The following is a 15927-nucleotide window of genomic DNA, read 5'->3' as shown; positions in this document are numbered from 1 at the left end:
ATGCAGTTAGGGTATATCATGCAAAAGAATGAGAATAATTTAATTTGGATCGATTTAGAAATGACAGGGCTCGATCCTGTTCGTGATCGTATTATTGAAATAGCGACCATTGTAACAGATAGTCATCTTAATATTTTAGCAGAAGGCCCTGTCATTGCAGTACATCAAACGGATGAACAACTCGCTTTAATGGATGAATGGAATGTAAACACTCATACTAACAGCGGCTTAGTTGAACGTGTACGCAAAAGTACCGTAAGTGAGCGTGAAGCTGAGTTAGCCACGATTGAATTTTTAGAGCAATGGGTTCCACAGGGGGCATCACCTATTTGTGGGAACAGTGTTGGGCAAGATAGGCGTTTTTTGTTCAACTATATGCCTGAATTAGAAAACTATTTTCATTATCGCTATCTTGATGTTAGCACACTAAAAGAGCTCGCTCGTCGCTGGAAACCTGAAATTTTAGCGGGTTTTTCGAAGAAAAATACCCACCAAGCTCTTGATGACATTCGTGAATCAGTGGCTGAATTAGCTTATTACCGAGAAACATTTATTAAAGAATAAATGTTGAATTAACGAAGATGCCGCCTTTGAGGCGGTTTTTTTGTGTTCAAATGTGATGTTGTATTACGTGTTGCATTACAATTGTCATTACATTATTCTAGCAGTAGATCCTGAAAGGAGACCATTATGAGTACAATACAAATTAGGGTTGATGAACAACTAAAAAAAGATGCATATCAAGCATTTGATAAATTAAACCTTTCACCTTCTGATGCGTTAAGGTTATTTCTCCGTTATGTTGCCGAGAATGAAAAGCTCCCGTTTTCTGAAGTTTCTATTGTTGTAAGTGATGCCGATGAAGATGAGGATATTTTAGCAGTTGTGCGTAATCGCTTAAAAAAACCCGCTAAGCGAATAAGAGTGAACATTGATGATATTTGATATTGCATTTGATGAGCGTGCTCTAAGGGAGTGGAAAAAGCTTGATTGCAGTATTCGAGAACAATTTAAAAAGAAGTTAAAGAAATTACAATTAAACCCATATATAGAGTCTCTGCGGCTACATGGTGAATTGTCTAATTGCTATAAAATTAAATTAAGGGCATCAGGATTTCGCCTTGTGTACCAAGTTGTTGATGATGAAATTGTTATTTTTGTCGTTGCTGTTGGTAAAAGAGAAGATAAAAAGGTTTATAACTCCGCGATCGAAAGGCTTCCATAGCCATCTTCTCCCAATAAGTTAACAATGTTAACGTATTGAAATCAGCTTATTACAATGGCTGTCGATAAAATCACCATTGTGATTGTTTTGTCGGCAAACGGATAAAAAAATAAAAATTTTGAGCGCAAGGGCTTGCTAGTATCTGAATTTTTCGTATAATGCGCTCCCCGTACCGATGAAGTTTTTGTGATTGAGTCGGCACGTGAAACATCCAGAAATGTGATGCGGGAATAGCTCAGTTGGTAGAGCACGACCTTGCCAAGGTCGGGGTCGCGAGTTCGAGTCTCGTTTCCCGCTCCAAATTTTCTTGATGTTTTAACTAAAGCACTATTTTCGTGATGCGGGAATAGCTCAGTTGGTAGAGCACGACCTTGCCAAGGTCGGGGTCGCGAGTTCGAGTCTCGTTTCCCGCTCCAAACTTTCTTAGTGTTTTAGTTAAATGCCTTAGTATTCTGACTAGGCAGTAGTACCCACCAAATGCGGGAATAGCTCAGTTGGTAGAGCACGACCTTGCCAAGGTCGGGGTCGCGAGTTCGAGTCTCGTTTCCCGCTCCAATATTTTTAGTTTCTCTTAATCTTCCTTTTTTACTAAATCTCATATAGCAGCTTTTAATTTTATTTTATTAAGTGAATTCACTTAGTGAATATAAATTGTACTTGTTTACTATTTTCATCTTTTTTTACCTTGAATGCTAGGATCAGTGCGGGCTTCGCGATCTTTTTTGGATCATATCCAGATTTGTGCTTGCATTCATTTTCAGGGCACCATAGAATAGCCACCCCTTAGCAATAGGGTGTTTTACTTCCATCTCTAAGATGAAAATACGAAGTTTAAATAATAAACAAAAATATGATTTTTATTTACTTCGATTAGTTTTTCATTTTAACCTTGCATTTTGGTCACTTTTATATTGCGAGTTAATATAAAATCAGTACCTTTCTTGTTAATATGCTATTAGAAAGTTATCCACAGCTGGCTTAATCAGCCTCGGTTTTCATCGCGATTTGAAATAACTTATTACACAGAGTTATCCACAGGGTAATTAACAAATTTCTGTTGTGCTAATTAATTCTAGCGTTTAAGTTGCATTATTGTAACTTGTTGATTTTTTTAGTTTGTGGGTTATTTTGTCAAAATGAGGCTAGCACAGCTTGCAAATTCTTTACCTATTGTCAGCTAAGCATTTTTTATTTTATTCACATTGATTTGACAATTCTTGATTTCAGATATATGGCAGGCTTTTTTCTAGGCGTCTCTCGGTAAACCTTTGTTAATAACTCGTACAAGGCGTTTTTGTTGCGAAGTTTGAATTGTAACTTGGTTTGTATTGCGTTGGTTAAGCTGTTGTTGTATAGACCATTGGAAGTGTTCATCCAACATAGCGTTAATTCCAAGCCGGTTTTGTAATGCGACAATAATGCTATCTTGGTAAGGTGCGTTGCCTAGCGCCACACTGATATTTCGCAACCACTTGATATAGCCAATGCGGCGGATCGCAGAGCCTTCGGTAACTTTCAAAAAGGTTTTTTCGTCCCATGAGAACAAGTCAAGCAGCTCTGGTGTATGCAACTCCTTTCTTGGGCTGAAATCGTCTTCATCAGTGAGCTGGGAAAAACGGTTCCACGGGCAAATGAGCTGGCAGTCATCACAACCGTAAATCCGATTTCCCATTAGCGGGCGAAATTCTTCAGGGATAGCGCTATCCAGCTCGATGGTGAGATAAGAAATACAGCGCCTTGCATCGACAGTGTAAGGTTCGACAATTGCACCTGTTGGGCAAGTTGTCATACAGGCAACACAGCGGCCACAATCTTCTTCGATAGGTTTATCGACAGGAACGGGTAAATTAATCAATAATTCCCCAAGGAAAAACCAAGATCCTGCTTCACGATTTAAGACTAATGAATGTTTTCCTGTCCATCCTAAACCTGCTTTTACCGCAAGAGGACGCTCTAAGATTGGAGCGGAATCGACAAAAGGTCGAAAATTGAGATCATCGATGGTGGTACCATCGGGCAGTATCATCCCATTAAATTCACGACAATAGTCTAAAATACGATCTGAAAGTTGTTTTAGGCGTTTTTTTAACAGCTTGTGATAGTCTCGTCCTAGCGCATAACGGCTGATATAACCTAATTCAGGGTTATTTAGTGTGCTGGCAAATGCGGCTTTAGCTGGCAAGTAATTCATGCGCACGCTAATGACACGCAACGTGCCCGGGTGCAGTTCGTGTGGTCTGGCTCGCATCATCCCATGGCGACTCATCCATTCCATCTCGCCATGAAATTGTTTATCTAGCCACGCTTGTAATTTCGGCTCTTCCGCGGAAAGGTCAGTATCGCAGATCCCGACTTGCTGGAAACCTGCGTCAACGCCCCATTGTTTAATATTTTGAGCGAGAAGATCGAGATCGAGGTATCTTGCCATCAGATCCTATATTGATAAAGGGTAAAACGGCAGGCACTTTATCATGGCCAGCGTTGTTCATCAAAACGGATGAAAAATGCCTTCAGTATTGAGAGCAATTATAGGATATTTCTGAACTCATCATTCAAGTAATGTTAATTAAGAAAAAAGCCCCATCTTAGGTTAAGATAAACGGCAATATTGATGTTTGTTGATATCTCTTTATGCATTTTGAACAGCGATATAAACTATGCATTTAAAGGATAAACAGGCGACACTGCCTATTAATGACATAATAAAAGAACAATATGAAAGAACGTACAATACAACTTGCCAACGAAGCGCAAACTGTTGCGTTAGGTAATGCTATCGCTAAGGCTTGCCATCAAGGCACAATTATTCACTTATATGGTGATCTCGGAGCAGGGAAAACCACCTTTAGCCGAGGTTTCTTACAAGCGCTGGGCCATCAAGGTCACGTAAAAAGTCCAACTTACACCTTGGTTGAACCCTATGAATTAGCAGATCGTCAAGTTTTTCACTTTGATCTCTATCGGTTAGCCGATCCTGAAGAACTTGAATTTATGGGAATTCGTGACTATTTTTCTGGAAATTCGATCTGTTTGGTCGAATGGCCGCAACAAGGTAAAGGTTTTTTACCTGAAGCGGATCTTGAGCTCCATCTGACCTATCAAGGCGAAGGGCGTCAGGCTCACTTTGTTGCTTTTTCTGCCAATGGGGAGTCGTTGTTAGAAGCATTACCCCTACTCTAAGGAAGCTATTGCTCATGTTGAATGCATCAATGCACAGAATAACAAAAAAGGGTTTTTTTACTGTTTTCGTCTTGTTTATGGTATCAGTCATGTGGCTGTTTGCTGCAAAAGCACAAGCGGCAACATTATCGAATATTCAAGTTAATAATAGCCCATCACAAGCAGAAGTGGTGCTAAGCTTTATTGATGGAAAGCCCGATTACGCCTATTTTCCATTGCATTCACCTGAGCGCCTTGTTGTTGATATCAAACAGCGAGGTGAGATTATGGGGTTACCCCTTAAAGTTCCTGCAGGGGACCTTGTGAAATTAGTACGAACAAGCCAACCTTCTGATAACCAACACAAGCGCTTAGTTTTAGAGCTATCTCGAGCGGCGAAAACGAAAGCGGTACTTAAACAGGTTTCAGGTGAATATCAGTTGGTGTTAACAATATCGACTGGAAATTCATCCGGTTCTACCTCTTTTAATCGAACTAATAATACGGTTAAACCAGCAACAAATAGCACTCAAGATAAACCGTTGAAGATGAGTGAGCCTGCGCCTGTTGCTACACCAACACCGACTAAATATAAGAGTATGCCAAAAGGCAGTAAGCAGGTCGTGATTGCCATTGATGCGGGTCACGGTGGTAAAGACCCTGGTGCGATAGGTAAGAATGGCTATAAAGAAAAAGATGTGACTCTCAGTGTCGCACGTAAGTTATACCAACGCCTTGAAGCCGATCCGATGTTTAAGCCCGCGATGACACGTGACGGAGACTACTTTATTTCCGTTAGTGGTCGTTCTGATGTGGCACGTAAGAAAGGGGCTAATATGTTGGTGTCTATTCACGCTGACTCGGCCCCGAATAGCAGCGCACGGGGTGCATCAGTGTGGGTATTGTCTAATCGACGTGCAAATAGTGAGCTGGGTAGTTGGCTTGAACAACGTGAAAAACAATCAGAATTATTAGGCGGGGCGGGTGATGTTCTCAGTGGTGCGGACCCTTATTTGAGCCAAGCCGTTTTAGATTTGCAATTCGGTCACTCTCAACGTGTTGGGTATGATGTTGCGGTTAAAGTGATCGAACAGCTGCGAAAAGTCGGTAATATTCACAAAAAAACACCTGAGCATGCAAGCTTAGGTGTATTGCGTTCCCCTGATATCCCATCGATTTTAGTGGAAACTGGGTTTATTAGTAATACCGCAGAAGAGCAGTTGCTAAAATCGAATGAATTCCAAGATAAAGTCGCAGAAGCAATTCATTTAGGATTACGTCAATATTTCTTGGCAAATCCAATACAAGCAGCGCCACAATAAGGGGGAGACATGGCAATTCATATTCTCTCCCCACAACTAGCCAACCAAATCGCGGCAGGTGAAGTGGTCGAAAGGCCTGCGTCAGTGGTTAAAGAGCTCGTAGAGAACAGTCTTGATGCCGGGGCAACTCGTATTGATATCGACATTGAACGTGGTGGAGAAAAACTGATCCGTATTCGTGATAATGGCTGTGGCATCGGTAAAGATGAACTTGTTCTGGCTTTAGCTCGCCATGCGACCAGTAAAATTGCCACATTGGATGACCTTGAAGCCATTATGAGTATGGGGTTTCGCGGTGAAGCACTCGCGAGTATTAGCTCCGTTTCACGTTTAACGTTGACATCAAAACCAGCAGAGCAAAGCGAAGCGTGGCAGTCATACGCAGAAGGGCGCGAGATGGAGGTGATGGTTAAACCAGCCGCTCATCCTAATGGCACAACGGTTGAAGTATTAGATTTATTCTATAATACGCCAGCTCGCCGTAAATTTATGCGCACAGAAAAAACCGAATTCGGCCACATTGATGAAATTGTTCGTCGAATTGCGCTGTCTCGCCCTGATGTCGCTATCAATCTGACTCATAATGGCAAATTGGTGAAACAATACCGTGCTGCTCATGATGAGGCACAGCAAGAGAGACGACTCGGTACGATTTGTGGGACAGGCTTCATGCAAGGCGCTTTAGCGTTGTCTTGGGAACATAGCGATCTTGCAATCAAAGGGTGGGTCGTTTCTCCATCAATGACTTCGGGCAGCGAAACACAATATTGCTATGTTAATGGCCGCATGATGCGTGACCGCCTGATTAATCATGCGATCCGTCAAGCTTATGAAGGGCATTTAGACGAAAACCAGCAGCCAGCTTATGTCTTGTATCTAACCATTGACCCAAAACAAGTTGATGTTAACGTACACCCTGCAAAACATGAGGTTCGTTTTCACCAAGCACGTCTGGTACATGATTTTATTTATCAAGCGGTACGAACGGTATTATTAGAAGCTGCATCTATCGATGAGCTCCCGGGTATCGAGCCGGTGAATACAGAACTGGAAAATCGGTCTTCTGCGGGGGAAAACTATTTTTCTTCTCCTCCTAGCGTGGCCCCTAAGCAATTTAAGACAGAAAACCATACGCGAATCGAAAATACCGTTCAAGAGTCTAAAACACCTGATAGACAGGCTAGCCACTTAAAGGCAAGTTACTTAAAGGATAGTGCGGTAAATCACGCCTTTTCTTCACCGAAATCAACGTCAGGTTTTTCAGAAAATGCGCAAGCAAAAACATTTGGTTCAACTTATGACAAAAAAGCCGGTGAACTGTATCAGAGCCTAATGTCTATTCCTGTTGCGCCTGAAGATAAAAAACCGCTTTTTCCTGAACGTAAACCGATAAACTCACCGCAAATATCGTCACAACCTGTAGCAAAAAATGCGGATAACTACCTTTTTGGCAAAGTATTGACAATTTACGCAAAAAACTTTGCATTAATTGAGTCTTCGTTAGGGCTAATCCTGTTATCCTTAACGGAAGCTAACTATTTATTGAAATTGTCACAATTGTCACCGGATGGTGGAGCATTGAAGCCCCAACCATTATTAATACCTCTAAAAGTGTCACTTAAAAATGAGGAAATAGAGGTTTTACAGCGGTACAAGGAACAATTGACAATATTTGGTATCGAAGCCACGATATTACATGGAAAAGTAACAATTCATACGGTATCGTTACCATTAAGAACACAAAATTTATCACAACTTTTTTCTGAGCTACTCGATTTTTTATCGGGAAAAGAAAGCGTCACTGACGAAGAGATTGCACAATGGCTTGCTAAAGCAGTTTCACAGGTTAAAACAGAAGAAAGTTGGAGTTTAGCACAGGCTATTCAGTTGTTGGCAGATGTTGAGCGGGTATGCCCGCAGTGGGTGAAAAACCCTCCACCAACATTATTACAATTAATTAATTTACAATCCGTGGTAGCTACACTAACAAATGAGTGATTTAGCAACTCAGAAAAAACCTGACGCAATATTCCTAATGGGTCCAACTGCCTCAGGTAAAACCGCTTTGGCGATAGAACTTCGCAAGCATTTGCCTGTGGAAATTATTAGTGTCGATTCGGCACTAATTTACCGAGAGATGAATATCGGCACAGCAAAACCAACAGCAGAAGAACTCAGCCAAGCTCCCCATCGTCTGATTGATATTCTCGATCCGTCTCTACCATACAGTGCTGCCGATTTTCGCCGTGACGCATTAAATGCCATGGACGAAATTACCTCGCAAGGTAAAATTCCATTATTAGTTGGCGGCACAATGTTGTATTTTAAAGCCTTGTTAGAAGGACTTTCACCACTTCCTTCAGCTGACCCAACAGTGCGTGCTGAAATTGAACACATTGCTAAAGAACAAGGGTGGGGGGAAATTCATCGCCGTCTTACTGAGGTTGACCCAGTTGCTGCGGCAAGGATCCACCCTAATGATCCACAAAGATTATCCCGTGCTTTAGAGGTATATCTCATTTCGGGACAAACTTTGACTGAAATGACACAAACAGCTGGGGAAGAATTGCCTTATAATGTGTTTCAGTTTGCTATTGCGCCACAAGATCGTAAAATTTTACATGAGCGCATAGAACAACGTTTTCATCTGATGATAGAGGCGGGCTTTGAAGAAGAAGTTCGCAAGTTGCATCAACGAAATGATTTACATGTCGATCTCCCTTCAATTCGTTGTGTGGGGTATCGGCAAATGTGGTCATATTTAGATGGTGAAATTAGCCATGATGATATGATTTATCGGGGAATTTGTGCAACTCGCCAATTGGCAAAACGTCAAATTACCTGGTTAAGAAGCTGGGAAAATGTTCATTGGTTAGATAGTGAACAACCTCAGCAAGCGCTTAGCACCGTTATGCAGGTTATGCGTGCATAGGACTGATGTTTGTGTACAATTAGAACGTTAAGCGCAATTTTTGAGTAGTTACTTTTTGGAATCTAAAAGATTCTCTTTTAAAAACAACAAAATAAGGAAAACATAGAATGGCTAAGGGGCAATCTTTGCAAGATCCGTTCCTGAACGCATTACGTCGTGAAAGGGTTCCGGTCTCTATTTATCTCGTTAATGGCATCAAATTGCAGGGGCAAATTGAGTCTTTTGACCAATTTGTTATTTTATTAAAAAACACAGTTAGCCAGATGGTTTATAAGCATGCTATCTCGACTGTTGTCCCTGCTCGCCCTGTTTCTCATCATAGCGGTACTACTGGTAGCACAGGTAATGGTAATTACCAGTCAGGTAACCCAGCAGCGCAAGATGGCGAAGTAACTGAGTAAGTTTGTACGCTAAAAGACAAGGAAAGCATGGGTAGGGAGACTGTACCTGTGTTTTTCCTTTGCAATTATTGTTTAGCCTAAGAGGTTACACCTTGTTTGATAGGTATGAAGGCGGTGAACTAGCTGTATTGGTCCATGTCTTTTTTTCTCAAGAGAAAGACGTTGATAATCTAGCGGAATTTGAGTCACTTGTGACATCTGCTGGCGTGAAACCAGTACAAATAGTCACGGGCAGTCGTAAAGCTCCTCATCCAAAGTTTTTTGTTGGGGAAGGTAAAGCAGAAGAAATTGCCCAAGCTGTTGAGGAAAGTGGTGCAGATGTGGTGTTGTTTAATCATACTCTAAGCCCTGCTCAAGAACGTAATCTCGAAAGGATTTGCCAATGTAAGGTGGTTGACCGTACAGGGGTGATTTTAGATATTTTTGCTCAACGCGCACGTACACACGAAGGTAAGCTCCAAGTTGAATTAGCTCAGTTAAGGCATTTATCGACTCGCTTAGTGAGGGGATGGACGCACCTAGAGCGACAAAAAGGCGGGATTGGCTTACGAGGTCCCGGTGAAACTCAACTTGAAACCGACCGCCGGCTATTAAGAGATAAAATTAAACAAATCTTATCTCGTCTTAGTCGGGTGGAAAAACAGCGTGAACAAGGGCGTCAAGCGAGAAGTAAGGCCGATATCCCGACTATTTCGCTTGTCGGTTATACCAATGCTGGTAAGTCAAGCTTGTTTAACCGCATGACGGCCGCTGATGTTTATGCTGCTGACCAGTTATTTGCAACACTTGACCCAACACTTCGTCGTATTGATGTCGAAGATGTGGGTGTTGTAGTGCTTGCAGATACTGTGGGTTTTATCCGCCATTTACCTCATGATTTGGTTGCAGCTTTTAAAGCAACCCTGCAAGAAACACGCGAAGCAACGTTGTTGCTACACGTTATCGATGCAGCTGATAATCGCTTGGATGAGAATATTCATGCAGTTGAAAGCGTGTTAGAAGAGATCGAAGCGGATGAAATACCAACACTTTTAGTGATGAACAAAGTCGATATGCTGGAGGATTTCGTCCCGCGTATTGACAGAGATGAGGATAACAAGCCGGTTCGTGTCTGGGTTTCAGCGCAAACGGGTGATGGTATCCCATTGTTGCTACAGGCATTGACGGAACGTCTTTCAGGTGAAATCGCACATGTTGAATTGCGTTTACCACCGAATGAAGGCCGTTTACGTAGCCGTTTCTATCAACTTCAGTCAATCGAACGTGAATGGCAGGAAGAAGACGGCTCAATTGGCCTTGAGGTGCGTATGCCAATGGTGGATTGGCGGCGTCTGTGCAAACAAGAGCAGCAATTACCTGACTACGTTATTTAGTTGCTTTGGTTATTAATAATGCTTTGGCCGTTAATAATATGCTTTGGTCGTTAATAATATAGTTAGGCAATGGAATTGATATTAAGAGCCCTATCGCTCTTAGCCCTGAAAATCAATCATAAAGAATGGAGCTAAAACATGGCGTGGAATCAGCCCGGTAATGACGGACAAGACCGCGATCCGTGGGGAAGCGGCAATAAAGGCGGCAACTCTGGCGGGAACAAAGGTGGTCGAAAACGTGGGGCTTATGATCTCGACGATCTCTTTCGTAAACTAGGCAGCAAGCTTGGTGGAAATAAAGGCGGCGGCGGTGATGGCGATAATAAACAGCCATCACAAATCAGCGGTCGTTTAGGTATGTTAGCTCTTGCTGCTATCGTTGTTGTATGGGCAGGTTCAGGCTTCTACACCATCAAAGAAAGTGACCGTGGCGTAGTATTACGTTTTGGTGAATACAGTGGTGTTGTTGGGCCTGGTTTGAACTGGAAACCAACCTTCATTGATAGGGTTGTTCCTGTCAACGTGGAAACTGTTCGTGAACAAGCAACAAATGGCATGATGTTAACGTCCGATGAAAACGTGATCCGCGTTGAAATGAACGTTCAGTATCGTGTTACTGACCCTGCACAATATTTATTTAGTGTCACAAACCCAGACAATAGTCTGCGTCAGGCGCTAGATAGCGCTGTGCGTGGTGTAATTGGTCAATCTGCTATGGAGCAAGTATTGACTACGAATCGTGCTTTTATCCGTGATGTTACACAGAAAGAGCTCGAAGCAACAATTGCACCATACAAAATGGGGATCACACTGCTTGACGTCAACTTCCAAGCAGCGCGTCCACCTGAAGATGTTAAAGCAGCGTTTGATGACGTAATCTCAGCAAGGGAAGAAGAACAAAAAACTATTCGTGAAGCGCACGCTTATCGAAATGAAGTTCTTCCACTGGCAAAAGGTAACGCACAACGCTTGATTGAAGAAGCCGAAGCCTATAAAGCGAGTGTGGTCTTCAAAGCAGAGGGTGAGGTCGCAAGCTTTGCGAAAATGTTACCTGAATATCGTGCTGCACCAGAGATCACCCGTGAGCGTCTGTATATCGACACGATGGAACGTGTGTTAAGTAATACACGTAAAGTGATTGCGAATGATAAGAGCAACAGCATGTTAGTGCTGCCGCTTGACCAAATCATGCGCGGTACAAATTCAGATGCAGCTTCAACGTCAAAAGCTAATCCGTCAGCAAGAATGGCGACGCCAAGCAACAATTCGTCATCATCTGCTGCAACACCAGCACAGCCAAACAACGCTGTTCGTGGTGATGCTGTTAGAGTAGGGAGACAATAATCATGCGTAAATCGCTAATTGTTATCGTTATTGCCATCTTGGCAGTTGCATACGCATCTATCTTTATTGTTCCTCAAACTGACCGCGGTATCGTATTGCGTTTCGGTAAGGTTCTACGTGATTCTGAAAATAAACCGATCATTTATGAGCCAGGCCTGCATTTCAAAGTTCCATTTATTGAAACTGTGAAAATGTTAGATGCACGTATTCAGACTCTTGAAATTCAAGCTGACCGTTATCTGACAAGCGAAAACAAAGACTTAATGGTGGACTCCTACCTGAAATGGCGCGTTACTGATTTCAGTCGCTACTATGTAGCAACTGGCGGTGGTAACCCATTCCAAGCGGAAACCCTGTTAAAACGTAAATTTAGTGACCGTTTACGTTCTGAGTTTGGTCGTTTAAGCGTTAAGGATATCATCACCGACTCACGTGGCCGTTTAACTGTTGATGTGCGTGATGCCTTGAACAAAGGTACTGCAATTGACGACGCAACTAAAGAAGCGGATGCAGCGATTGCGGATGCGGCAAAACGTGTTGAAGAAGAAACGAACCTGAAGCCACTGGTTGTGAATGCAAACAGTATGGCAGCGTTAGGTATCGAGGTTGTCGACGTACGTATTAAACGTATCGAACTGCCAAACGAAGTTTCTGAAGCTATCTATGCGCGTATGCGTGCAGAGCGTGAAGCAGTCGCGCGTCAGCATCGTTCGCAAGGCCAAGAAGAAGCAACTAAGATCCGTGCTGTGGCTGATAAAACAGTAACAGAAACGTTGGCTGAAGCAGAGCGTACCGCACTGACTTACCGAGGTGAAGGTGATGCGATGGCAACGAAACTGTTTGCTGATGCATTCAACCAAGATCCCGAGTTCTATGCGTTTATTCGTAGCTTGCGTGCCTATGAGCAAAGCTTCAAGAGTGGTGAAGACGTGATGGTATTAAGCCCAGACACTGATTTCTTCCGCTTTATGAAGGCACCAACTAAGCTTCGCGCGACAGATTAATAACAAGCTAAGTTGCGTGCAACCTAGCAAAATAACTGTTAATCTATTAAAGAAAAGCCCGCTTCGGTGGGCTTTTTTTCGCCTGTCGTTTTAAGTATAGGATTTTTCAGGGAAAATTTGAACTGCTCAACTGATGGCATTCATTTTGAGTTTACGGCAGAAATAAAAAATACCATTTTACTTGCTTTCCAGAAAAAAATTTTTGTATTGCCAAAATATCACTGGAACAGTTCATTTTTGATGGTAGAATTCATTTTTAAGCAACCGAGTGTATTTCAAAATGGGTAAGAACGTTGTCGTACTGGGCACCCAATGGGGTGACGAAGGGAAGGGCAAGATCGTTGACTTGCTGACAGAGCGTGCTAAATACGTAGTTCGCTATCAGGGCGGCCATAATGCTGGCCATACTCTTGTTGTAAACGGTGAAAAAACCGTTCTCCACTTAATTCCATCCGGTATTCTTCGTGAAAATGTCATCAGTATTATTGCTAATGGCGTCGTTTTATCGCCTGACGCATTAATGAAAGAGATGAAAGAATTGGAAGACCGCGGTGTTCCTGTTCGGGAACGTTTACGTCTTTCTGAAGCATGCCCACTGATCCTGCCTTATCATATCGCATTAGATAATGCGCGTGAAAAAGCACGTGGTTCCAAAGCGATTGGAACAACAGGTCGTGGTATTGGTCCTGCTTATGAAGATAAAGTTGCTCGTCGTGGTTTGCGTGTTGGTGATTTATTCGATAAAGCAACGTTCGCAGAAAAATTAAAAGAAATCGTTGAATACCATAATTTCCAACTTGTTCATTACTATAAAGAACCTGCTGTAGATTACCAAAAAACGTTAGATGATATCATGGCTGTGGCTGATATCCTGACTGGCATGGTAATTGATGTTTCTGATCTGCTCTATAAAGCAAATCAGAAGAATGAATTCGTGATGTTTGAAGGCGCACAAGGGACATTATTAGATATCGACCACGGTACGTATCCTTATGTAACCTCTTCAAATACGACAGCTGGCGGCGTGGCAACTGGTTCTGGCTTAGGTCCTCGCTATGTTAACTACGTATTGGGTATCATTAAAGCTTACTCAACTCGTGTTGGTGCGGGCCCATTCCCTACTGAGCTGTTTGACGAAGTGGGTGAATTCCTGCGTGAAAAAGGCCAAGAATTTGGTGCAACTACGGGTCGTAAACGCCGTACTGGTTGGTTAGACATCGTTGCGATTAATCGCGCAGTGCAAATCAACTCACTGTCGGGCTTCTGTATGACTAAACTGGATGTTTTAGACGGTTTAGAAGAAGTTAAAATTTGCGTAGGCTACCGTCGTCCAGATGGCAAAGTGCTTGAAACAACACCTTTAGCTGCAGATGAGTGGGATGGTTTAGAGCCAGTTTATGAATCAATGCCAGGTTGGAAAGAAACGACTTTTGGTGTGAAACAAAGAGAATTACTGCCACAGGCAGCTCTGGATTACATCAAACGCGTTGAAGAACTAACGGGTATTCCAGTTGATATTATTTCAACGGGCCCAGATCGTTCAGAAACTATGGTTCTACGTGACCCGTTTGACGCATAGTCTAATGGCTGATTAGGTACTGGCTTGCTCATAGCATGTATTAGCAAGTACTTTTAATTAGATGAAAAAAAACACCGACTTGTTCGGTGTTTTTTGTTATCTACTACTGATATTTTAAATTAGCGAGATCACTCCCAGCTGGGTGTTGATAAATACGTAGCTTAAAGTAGTTAGCAGATGCATTAACATACTCAAAAATTTCGGATTGAACCTCTTCATAATCAACCCAAGTGGTTGAGCGTGTAAAACAATAGATTTCAACAGGCAAACCATTTGGTGTTGGCGGCATTGTTCGTATGACCAAATACATATCTGTTCTGACATCGCCGCGCAGCTTTATCCAATTTAGAATGTATTTTCTAAATAGCTGTAGGTTAGTGACGCCATTATTTATCATCCATTCATTTACATCCCCAATTTCACCTCGTGCTTCTAACATACTTTCTATGCTTTGGCGCAAGGGAGGGGTATTTTTTAATTCGTTGAAGAGATCTTCTGTTGCGAATGAAATTGACGATTGATCAATATAAAAGCTACGTTTGATGCGACGGCCTCCAGAGGAAAACATGGGCTGCCAGTTGGTATATTTTTCAGTTAAAAAATCTTTGGTAGGAATGCGTGAAATGGTGTTATCCCAGTTTCGAACGGTAATAGTATGTAGCGCGATATCGATAACTTCGCCACTGATATTACTGCTTGGTAGCTCAATCCAATCATACAGTTTTAACACCTTTCCGTTTGATACTAATATATTGGCCACAAACGATAATAGCGTGTGCTGAAATACAAACATTAATACCGCAGCGATAGCACCGAAGCTGGAAATAATAATAATCGGGGACTGTTCGGTCATCAACGCAATGATCAAGATAAAGGAAATTATCCAAACAATAATTTTCGCTATTTCGATATAGCCTTTTATCGAATTATTACGATGTAATATTTTTTTTGACTGACGGATAATAAACACATCTAAGCCATCGTTAACTAATGCGGCAACATTAATAATAATCAGCGCCCAGCAGATAGTTTTAAATGTAATGTTTACTTCATCAGAAAGGGAAGGCAGCATCTGGTTAATATAAAGTACAAGCGTTACCGCGACGATCGATGCAATTTTCCGAGCGATACCATCAATTAACTCATCGTCACTTAAATTAGTGAATAATGGTAATAACCTTCTCGCAACCCGTAAAAAAATGACTTTTCCGACAAACCATGTTAATAGCAATATGACGACTAAAAAAGAGGCCATTAAGAAAGTGTTTTCTGATATATCATTATATATTTCAATGATTTGTTCCATATTCTCCTAAGTCACCTCTTTATGATACTGGCTCTTTATTGTATAGCGAATCAAATAAAAAGATTTGATGTTAAAAGTGATAAGTCAGTGGTGATTTCTCTGTAAACCCTTTTAAACAGTATAGATAAAGTGGAGTAAGCTCAAGAAACACGAGTCGCCAAAAAATATGTGCTATTATGTGTTCGATTGTTCTTTGATGTTATTTGTTGTAAATGTATAGCAGAAAGATTGAGCAATAAATACCCTATAAAGGTAACAGGTCATCCAGTTATTCCATGATAA

The 15927-nt window shown here is 41.9% G+C and carries 14 protein-coding genes and 3 tRNA genes; 15 read left to right on the top strand and 2 right to left on the bottom strand.

Annotated elements, in window-relative coordinates; genetic code table 11:
- Window positions 1-18 precede the first annotated feature (18 nt).
- From orn to PR809_RS10330, 6 genes are all read left to right on the top strand, one after another.
- Window positions 19-564: an oligoribonuclease gene (gene orn, locus PR809_RS10355; RefSeq protein ID WP_102139907.1), complete on the top strand. Its 546-nt coding sequence runs from the start codon at window positions 19-21 to the stop codon at window positions 562-564.
- 126 nt (window positions 565-690) lie between these two features.
- Window positions 691-945: a type II toxin-antitoxin system RelB/DinJ family antitoxin gene (locus tag PR809_RS10350; protein ID WP_206276172.1), complete on the top strand. Its 255-nt coding sequence runs from the start codon at window positions 691-693 to the stop codon at window positions 943-945.
- On the top strand, window positions 935-1225 hold the full coding sequence (locus PR809_RS10345) for a type II toxin-antitoxin system RelE family toxin (protein ID WP_206276171.1): 291 nt from the start codon (window positions 935-937) through the stop codon (window positions 1223-1225). Before PR809_RS10350 ends, PR809_RS10345 begins: the two co-directional genes overlap by 11 nt.
- 224 nt (window positions 1226-1449) lie before the next feature.
- Window positions 1450-1525 (top strand) — tRNA-Gly (locus tag PR809_RS10340).
- A gap of 40 nt (window positions 1526-1565) precedes the next feature.
- A tRNA-Gly gene (locus PR809_RS10335) sits at window positions 1566-1641 on the top strand.
- A gap of 63 nt (window positions 1642-1704) precedes the next feature.
- Window positions 1705-1780: transfer RNA gene (locus tag PR809_RS10330), tRNA-Gly, on the top strand.
- Between the two features lie 691 nt (window positions 1781-2471).
- On the opposite strand, the gene queG is transcribed toward PR809_RS10330, so the two are convergent.
- Window positions 2472-3653, bottom strand: a complete 1182-nt coding sequence (gene queG / locus PR809_RS10325; RefSeq protein ID WP_206276170.1) for a tRNA epoxyqueuosine(34) reductase QueG — start codon at window positions 3651-3653, stop codon at window positions 2472-2474.
- Between the two features lie 287 nt (window positions 3654-3940).
- Between queG and tsaE the strand changes: the two genes are divergently transcribed.
- From tsaE to PR809_RS10280, 9 genes are all read left to right on the top strand, one after another.
- The gene (gene tsaE / locus PR809_RS10320; RefSeq protein WP_004906013.1) at window positions 3941-4405 is read left to right on the top strand and encodes a tRNA (adenosine(37)-N6)-threonylcarbamoyltransferase complex ATPase subunit type 1 TsaE; all 465 of its coding nucleotides are present in this window, start codon (window positions 3941-3943) and stop codon (window positions 4403-4405) included.
- A 14-nt stretch (window positions 4406-4419) separates the two neighbouring features.
- The gene (gene amiB, locus PR809_RS10315; RefSeq protein WP_206276169.1) at window positions 4420-5706 is read left to right on the top strand and encodes an N-acetylmuramoyl-L-alanine amidase AmiB; all 1287 of its coding nucleotides are present in this window, start codon (window positions 4420-4422) and stop codon (window positions 5704-5706) included.
- 9 nt (window positions 5707-5715) lie between these two features.
- Window positions 5716-7704 carry a DNA mismatch repair endonuclease MutL gene (mutL, locus tag PR809_RS10310; protein ID WP_206276168.1) on the top strand — a complete coding sequence of 663 codons (1989 nt, stop codon included), beginning with the start codon at window positions 5716-5718 and terminating at the stop codon, window positions 7702-7704.
- Window positions 7697-8638 carry a tRNA (adenosine(37)-N6)-dimethylallyltransferase MiaA gene (gene miaA / locus PR809_RS10305; RefSeq protein WP_206276167.1) on the top strand — a complete coding sequence of 314 codons (942 nt, stop codon included), beginning with the start codon at window positions 7697-7699 and terminating at the stop codon, window positions 8636-8638. The genes mutL and miaA overlap by 8 nt, the downstream gene beginning before the upstream one ends.
- A 107-nt stretch (window positions 8639-8745) precedes the next feature.
- Window positions 8746-9039 carry an RNA chaperone Hfq gene (gene hfq, locus PR809_RS10300; RefSeq protein WP_102138247.1) on the top strand — a complete coding sequence of 98 codons (294 nt, stop codon included), beginning with the start codon at window positions 8746-8748 and terminating at the stop codon, window positions 9037-9039.
- A gap of 92 nt (window positions 9040-9131) precedes the next feature.
- A complete protein-coding gene (hflX, locus tag PR809_RS10295; protein WP_004906004.1) occupies window positions 9132-10412 on the top strand; it encodes a ribosome rescue GTPase HflX in 1281 nt (426 codons plus the stop codon).
- Window positions 10413-10550: 138 nt separating this feature from the next.
- Window positions 10551-11756, top strand: coding sequence for an FtsH protease activity modulator HflK (gene hflK, locus PR809_RS10290; protein ID WP_102138246.1), 1206 nt, complete (start codon window positions 10551-10553; stop codon window positions 11754-11756).
- 2 nt (window positions 11757-11758) lie between these two features.
- Window positions 11759-12760 (top strand): protease modulator HflC, encoded by a 1002-nt coding sequence (gene hflC / locus PR809_RS10285; protein WP_102138245.1) that lies wholly within the window; start codon window positions 11759-11761, stop codon window positions 12758-12760.
- Between the two features lie 280 nt (window positions 12761-13040).
- Window positions 13041-14339, top strand: coding sequence for an adenylosuccinate synthase (locus PR809_RS10280; protein WP_102138244.1), 1299 nt, complete (start codon window positions 13041-13043; stop codon window positions 14337-14339).
- A gap of 103 nt (window positions 14340-14442) precedes the next feature.
- On the opposite strand, the gene PR809_RS10275 is transcribed toward PR809_RS10280, so the two are convergent.
- Entirely contained in the window at window positions 14443-15645 is a 1203-nt protein-coding gene (locus PR809_RS10275; protein WP_102138243.1) for a mechanosensitive ion channel family protein, read from the bottom strand.
- Between the last annotated feature and the right edge of the window lie 282 nt (window positions 15646-15927).

Origin of the sequence: Providencia sp. PROV201 (assembly GCF_028479545.1) — a bacterium.
Classification (GTDB): Bacteria; Pseudomonadota; Gammaproteobacteria; order Enterobacterales; family Enterobacteriaceae; genus Providencia; species Providencia huaxiensis.
Note: the sequence above shows the minus strand (reverse complement) of the source record. Positions and strands in the feature narration are given on the sequence as shown.

What these genes read in the sequence shown, in the direction of transcription:
- orn (WP_102139907.1), top strand. Translation starts at nt 19, where the DNA reads ATGCAAAAGAATGAGAATAATTTAATTTGGATCGATTTAGAAATGACA.
- PR809_RS10350 (WP_206276172.1), top strand. Translation starts at nt 691, where the DNA reads ATGAGTACAATACAAATTAGGGTTGATGAACAACTAAAAAAAGATGCA.
- PR809_RS10345 (WP_206276171.1), top strand. Translation starts at nt 935, where the DNA reads ATGATATTTGATATTGCATTTGATGAGCGTGCTCTAAGGGAGTGGAAA.
- queG (WP_206276170.1), bottom strand. Translation starts at nt 3,653, where the DNA reads ATGGCAAGATACCTCGATCTCGATCTTCTCGCTCAAAATATTAAACAA.
- tsaE (WP_004906013.1), top strand. Translation starts at nt 3,941, where the DNA reads ATGAAAGAACGTACAATACAACTTGCCAACGAAGCGCAAACTGTTGCG.
- amiB (WP_206276169.1), top strand. Translation starts at nt 4,420, where the DNA reads ATGTTGAATGCATCAATGCACAGAATAACAAAAAAGGGTTTTTTTACT.
- mutL (WP_206276168.1), top strand. Translation starts at nt 5,716, where the DNA reads ATGGCAATTCATATTCTCTCCCCACAACTAGCCAACCAAATCGCGGCA.
- miaA (WP_206276167.1), top strand. Translation starts at nt 7,697, where the DNA reads ATGAGTGATTTAGCAACTCAGAAAAAACCTGACGCAATATTCCTAATG.
- hfq (WP_102138247.1), top strand. Translation starts at nt 8,746, where the DNA reads ATGGCTAAGGGGCAATCTTTGCAAGATCCGTTCCTGAACGCATTACGT.
- hflK (WP_102138246.1), top strand. Translation starts at nt 10,551, where the DNA reads ATGGCGTGGAATCAGCCCGGTAATGACGGACAAGACCGCGATCCGTGG.
- hflC (WP_102138245.1), top strand. Translation starts at nt 11,759, where the DNA reads ATGCGTAAATCGCTAATTGTTATCGTTATTGCCATCTTGGCAGTTGCA.
- PR809_RS10280 (WP_102138244.1), top strand. Translation starts at nt 13,041, where the DNA reads ATGGGTAAGAACGTTGTCGTACTGGGCACCCAATGGGGTGACGAAGGG.
- PR809_RS10275 (WP_102138243.1), bottom strand. Translation starts at nt 15,645, where the DNA reads ATGGAACAAATCATTGAAATATATAATGATATATCAGAAAACACTTTC.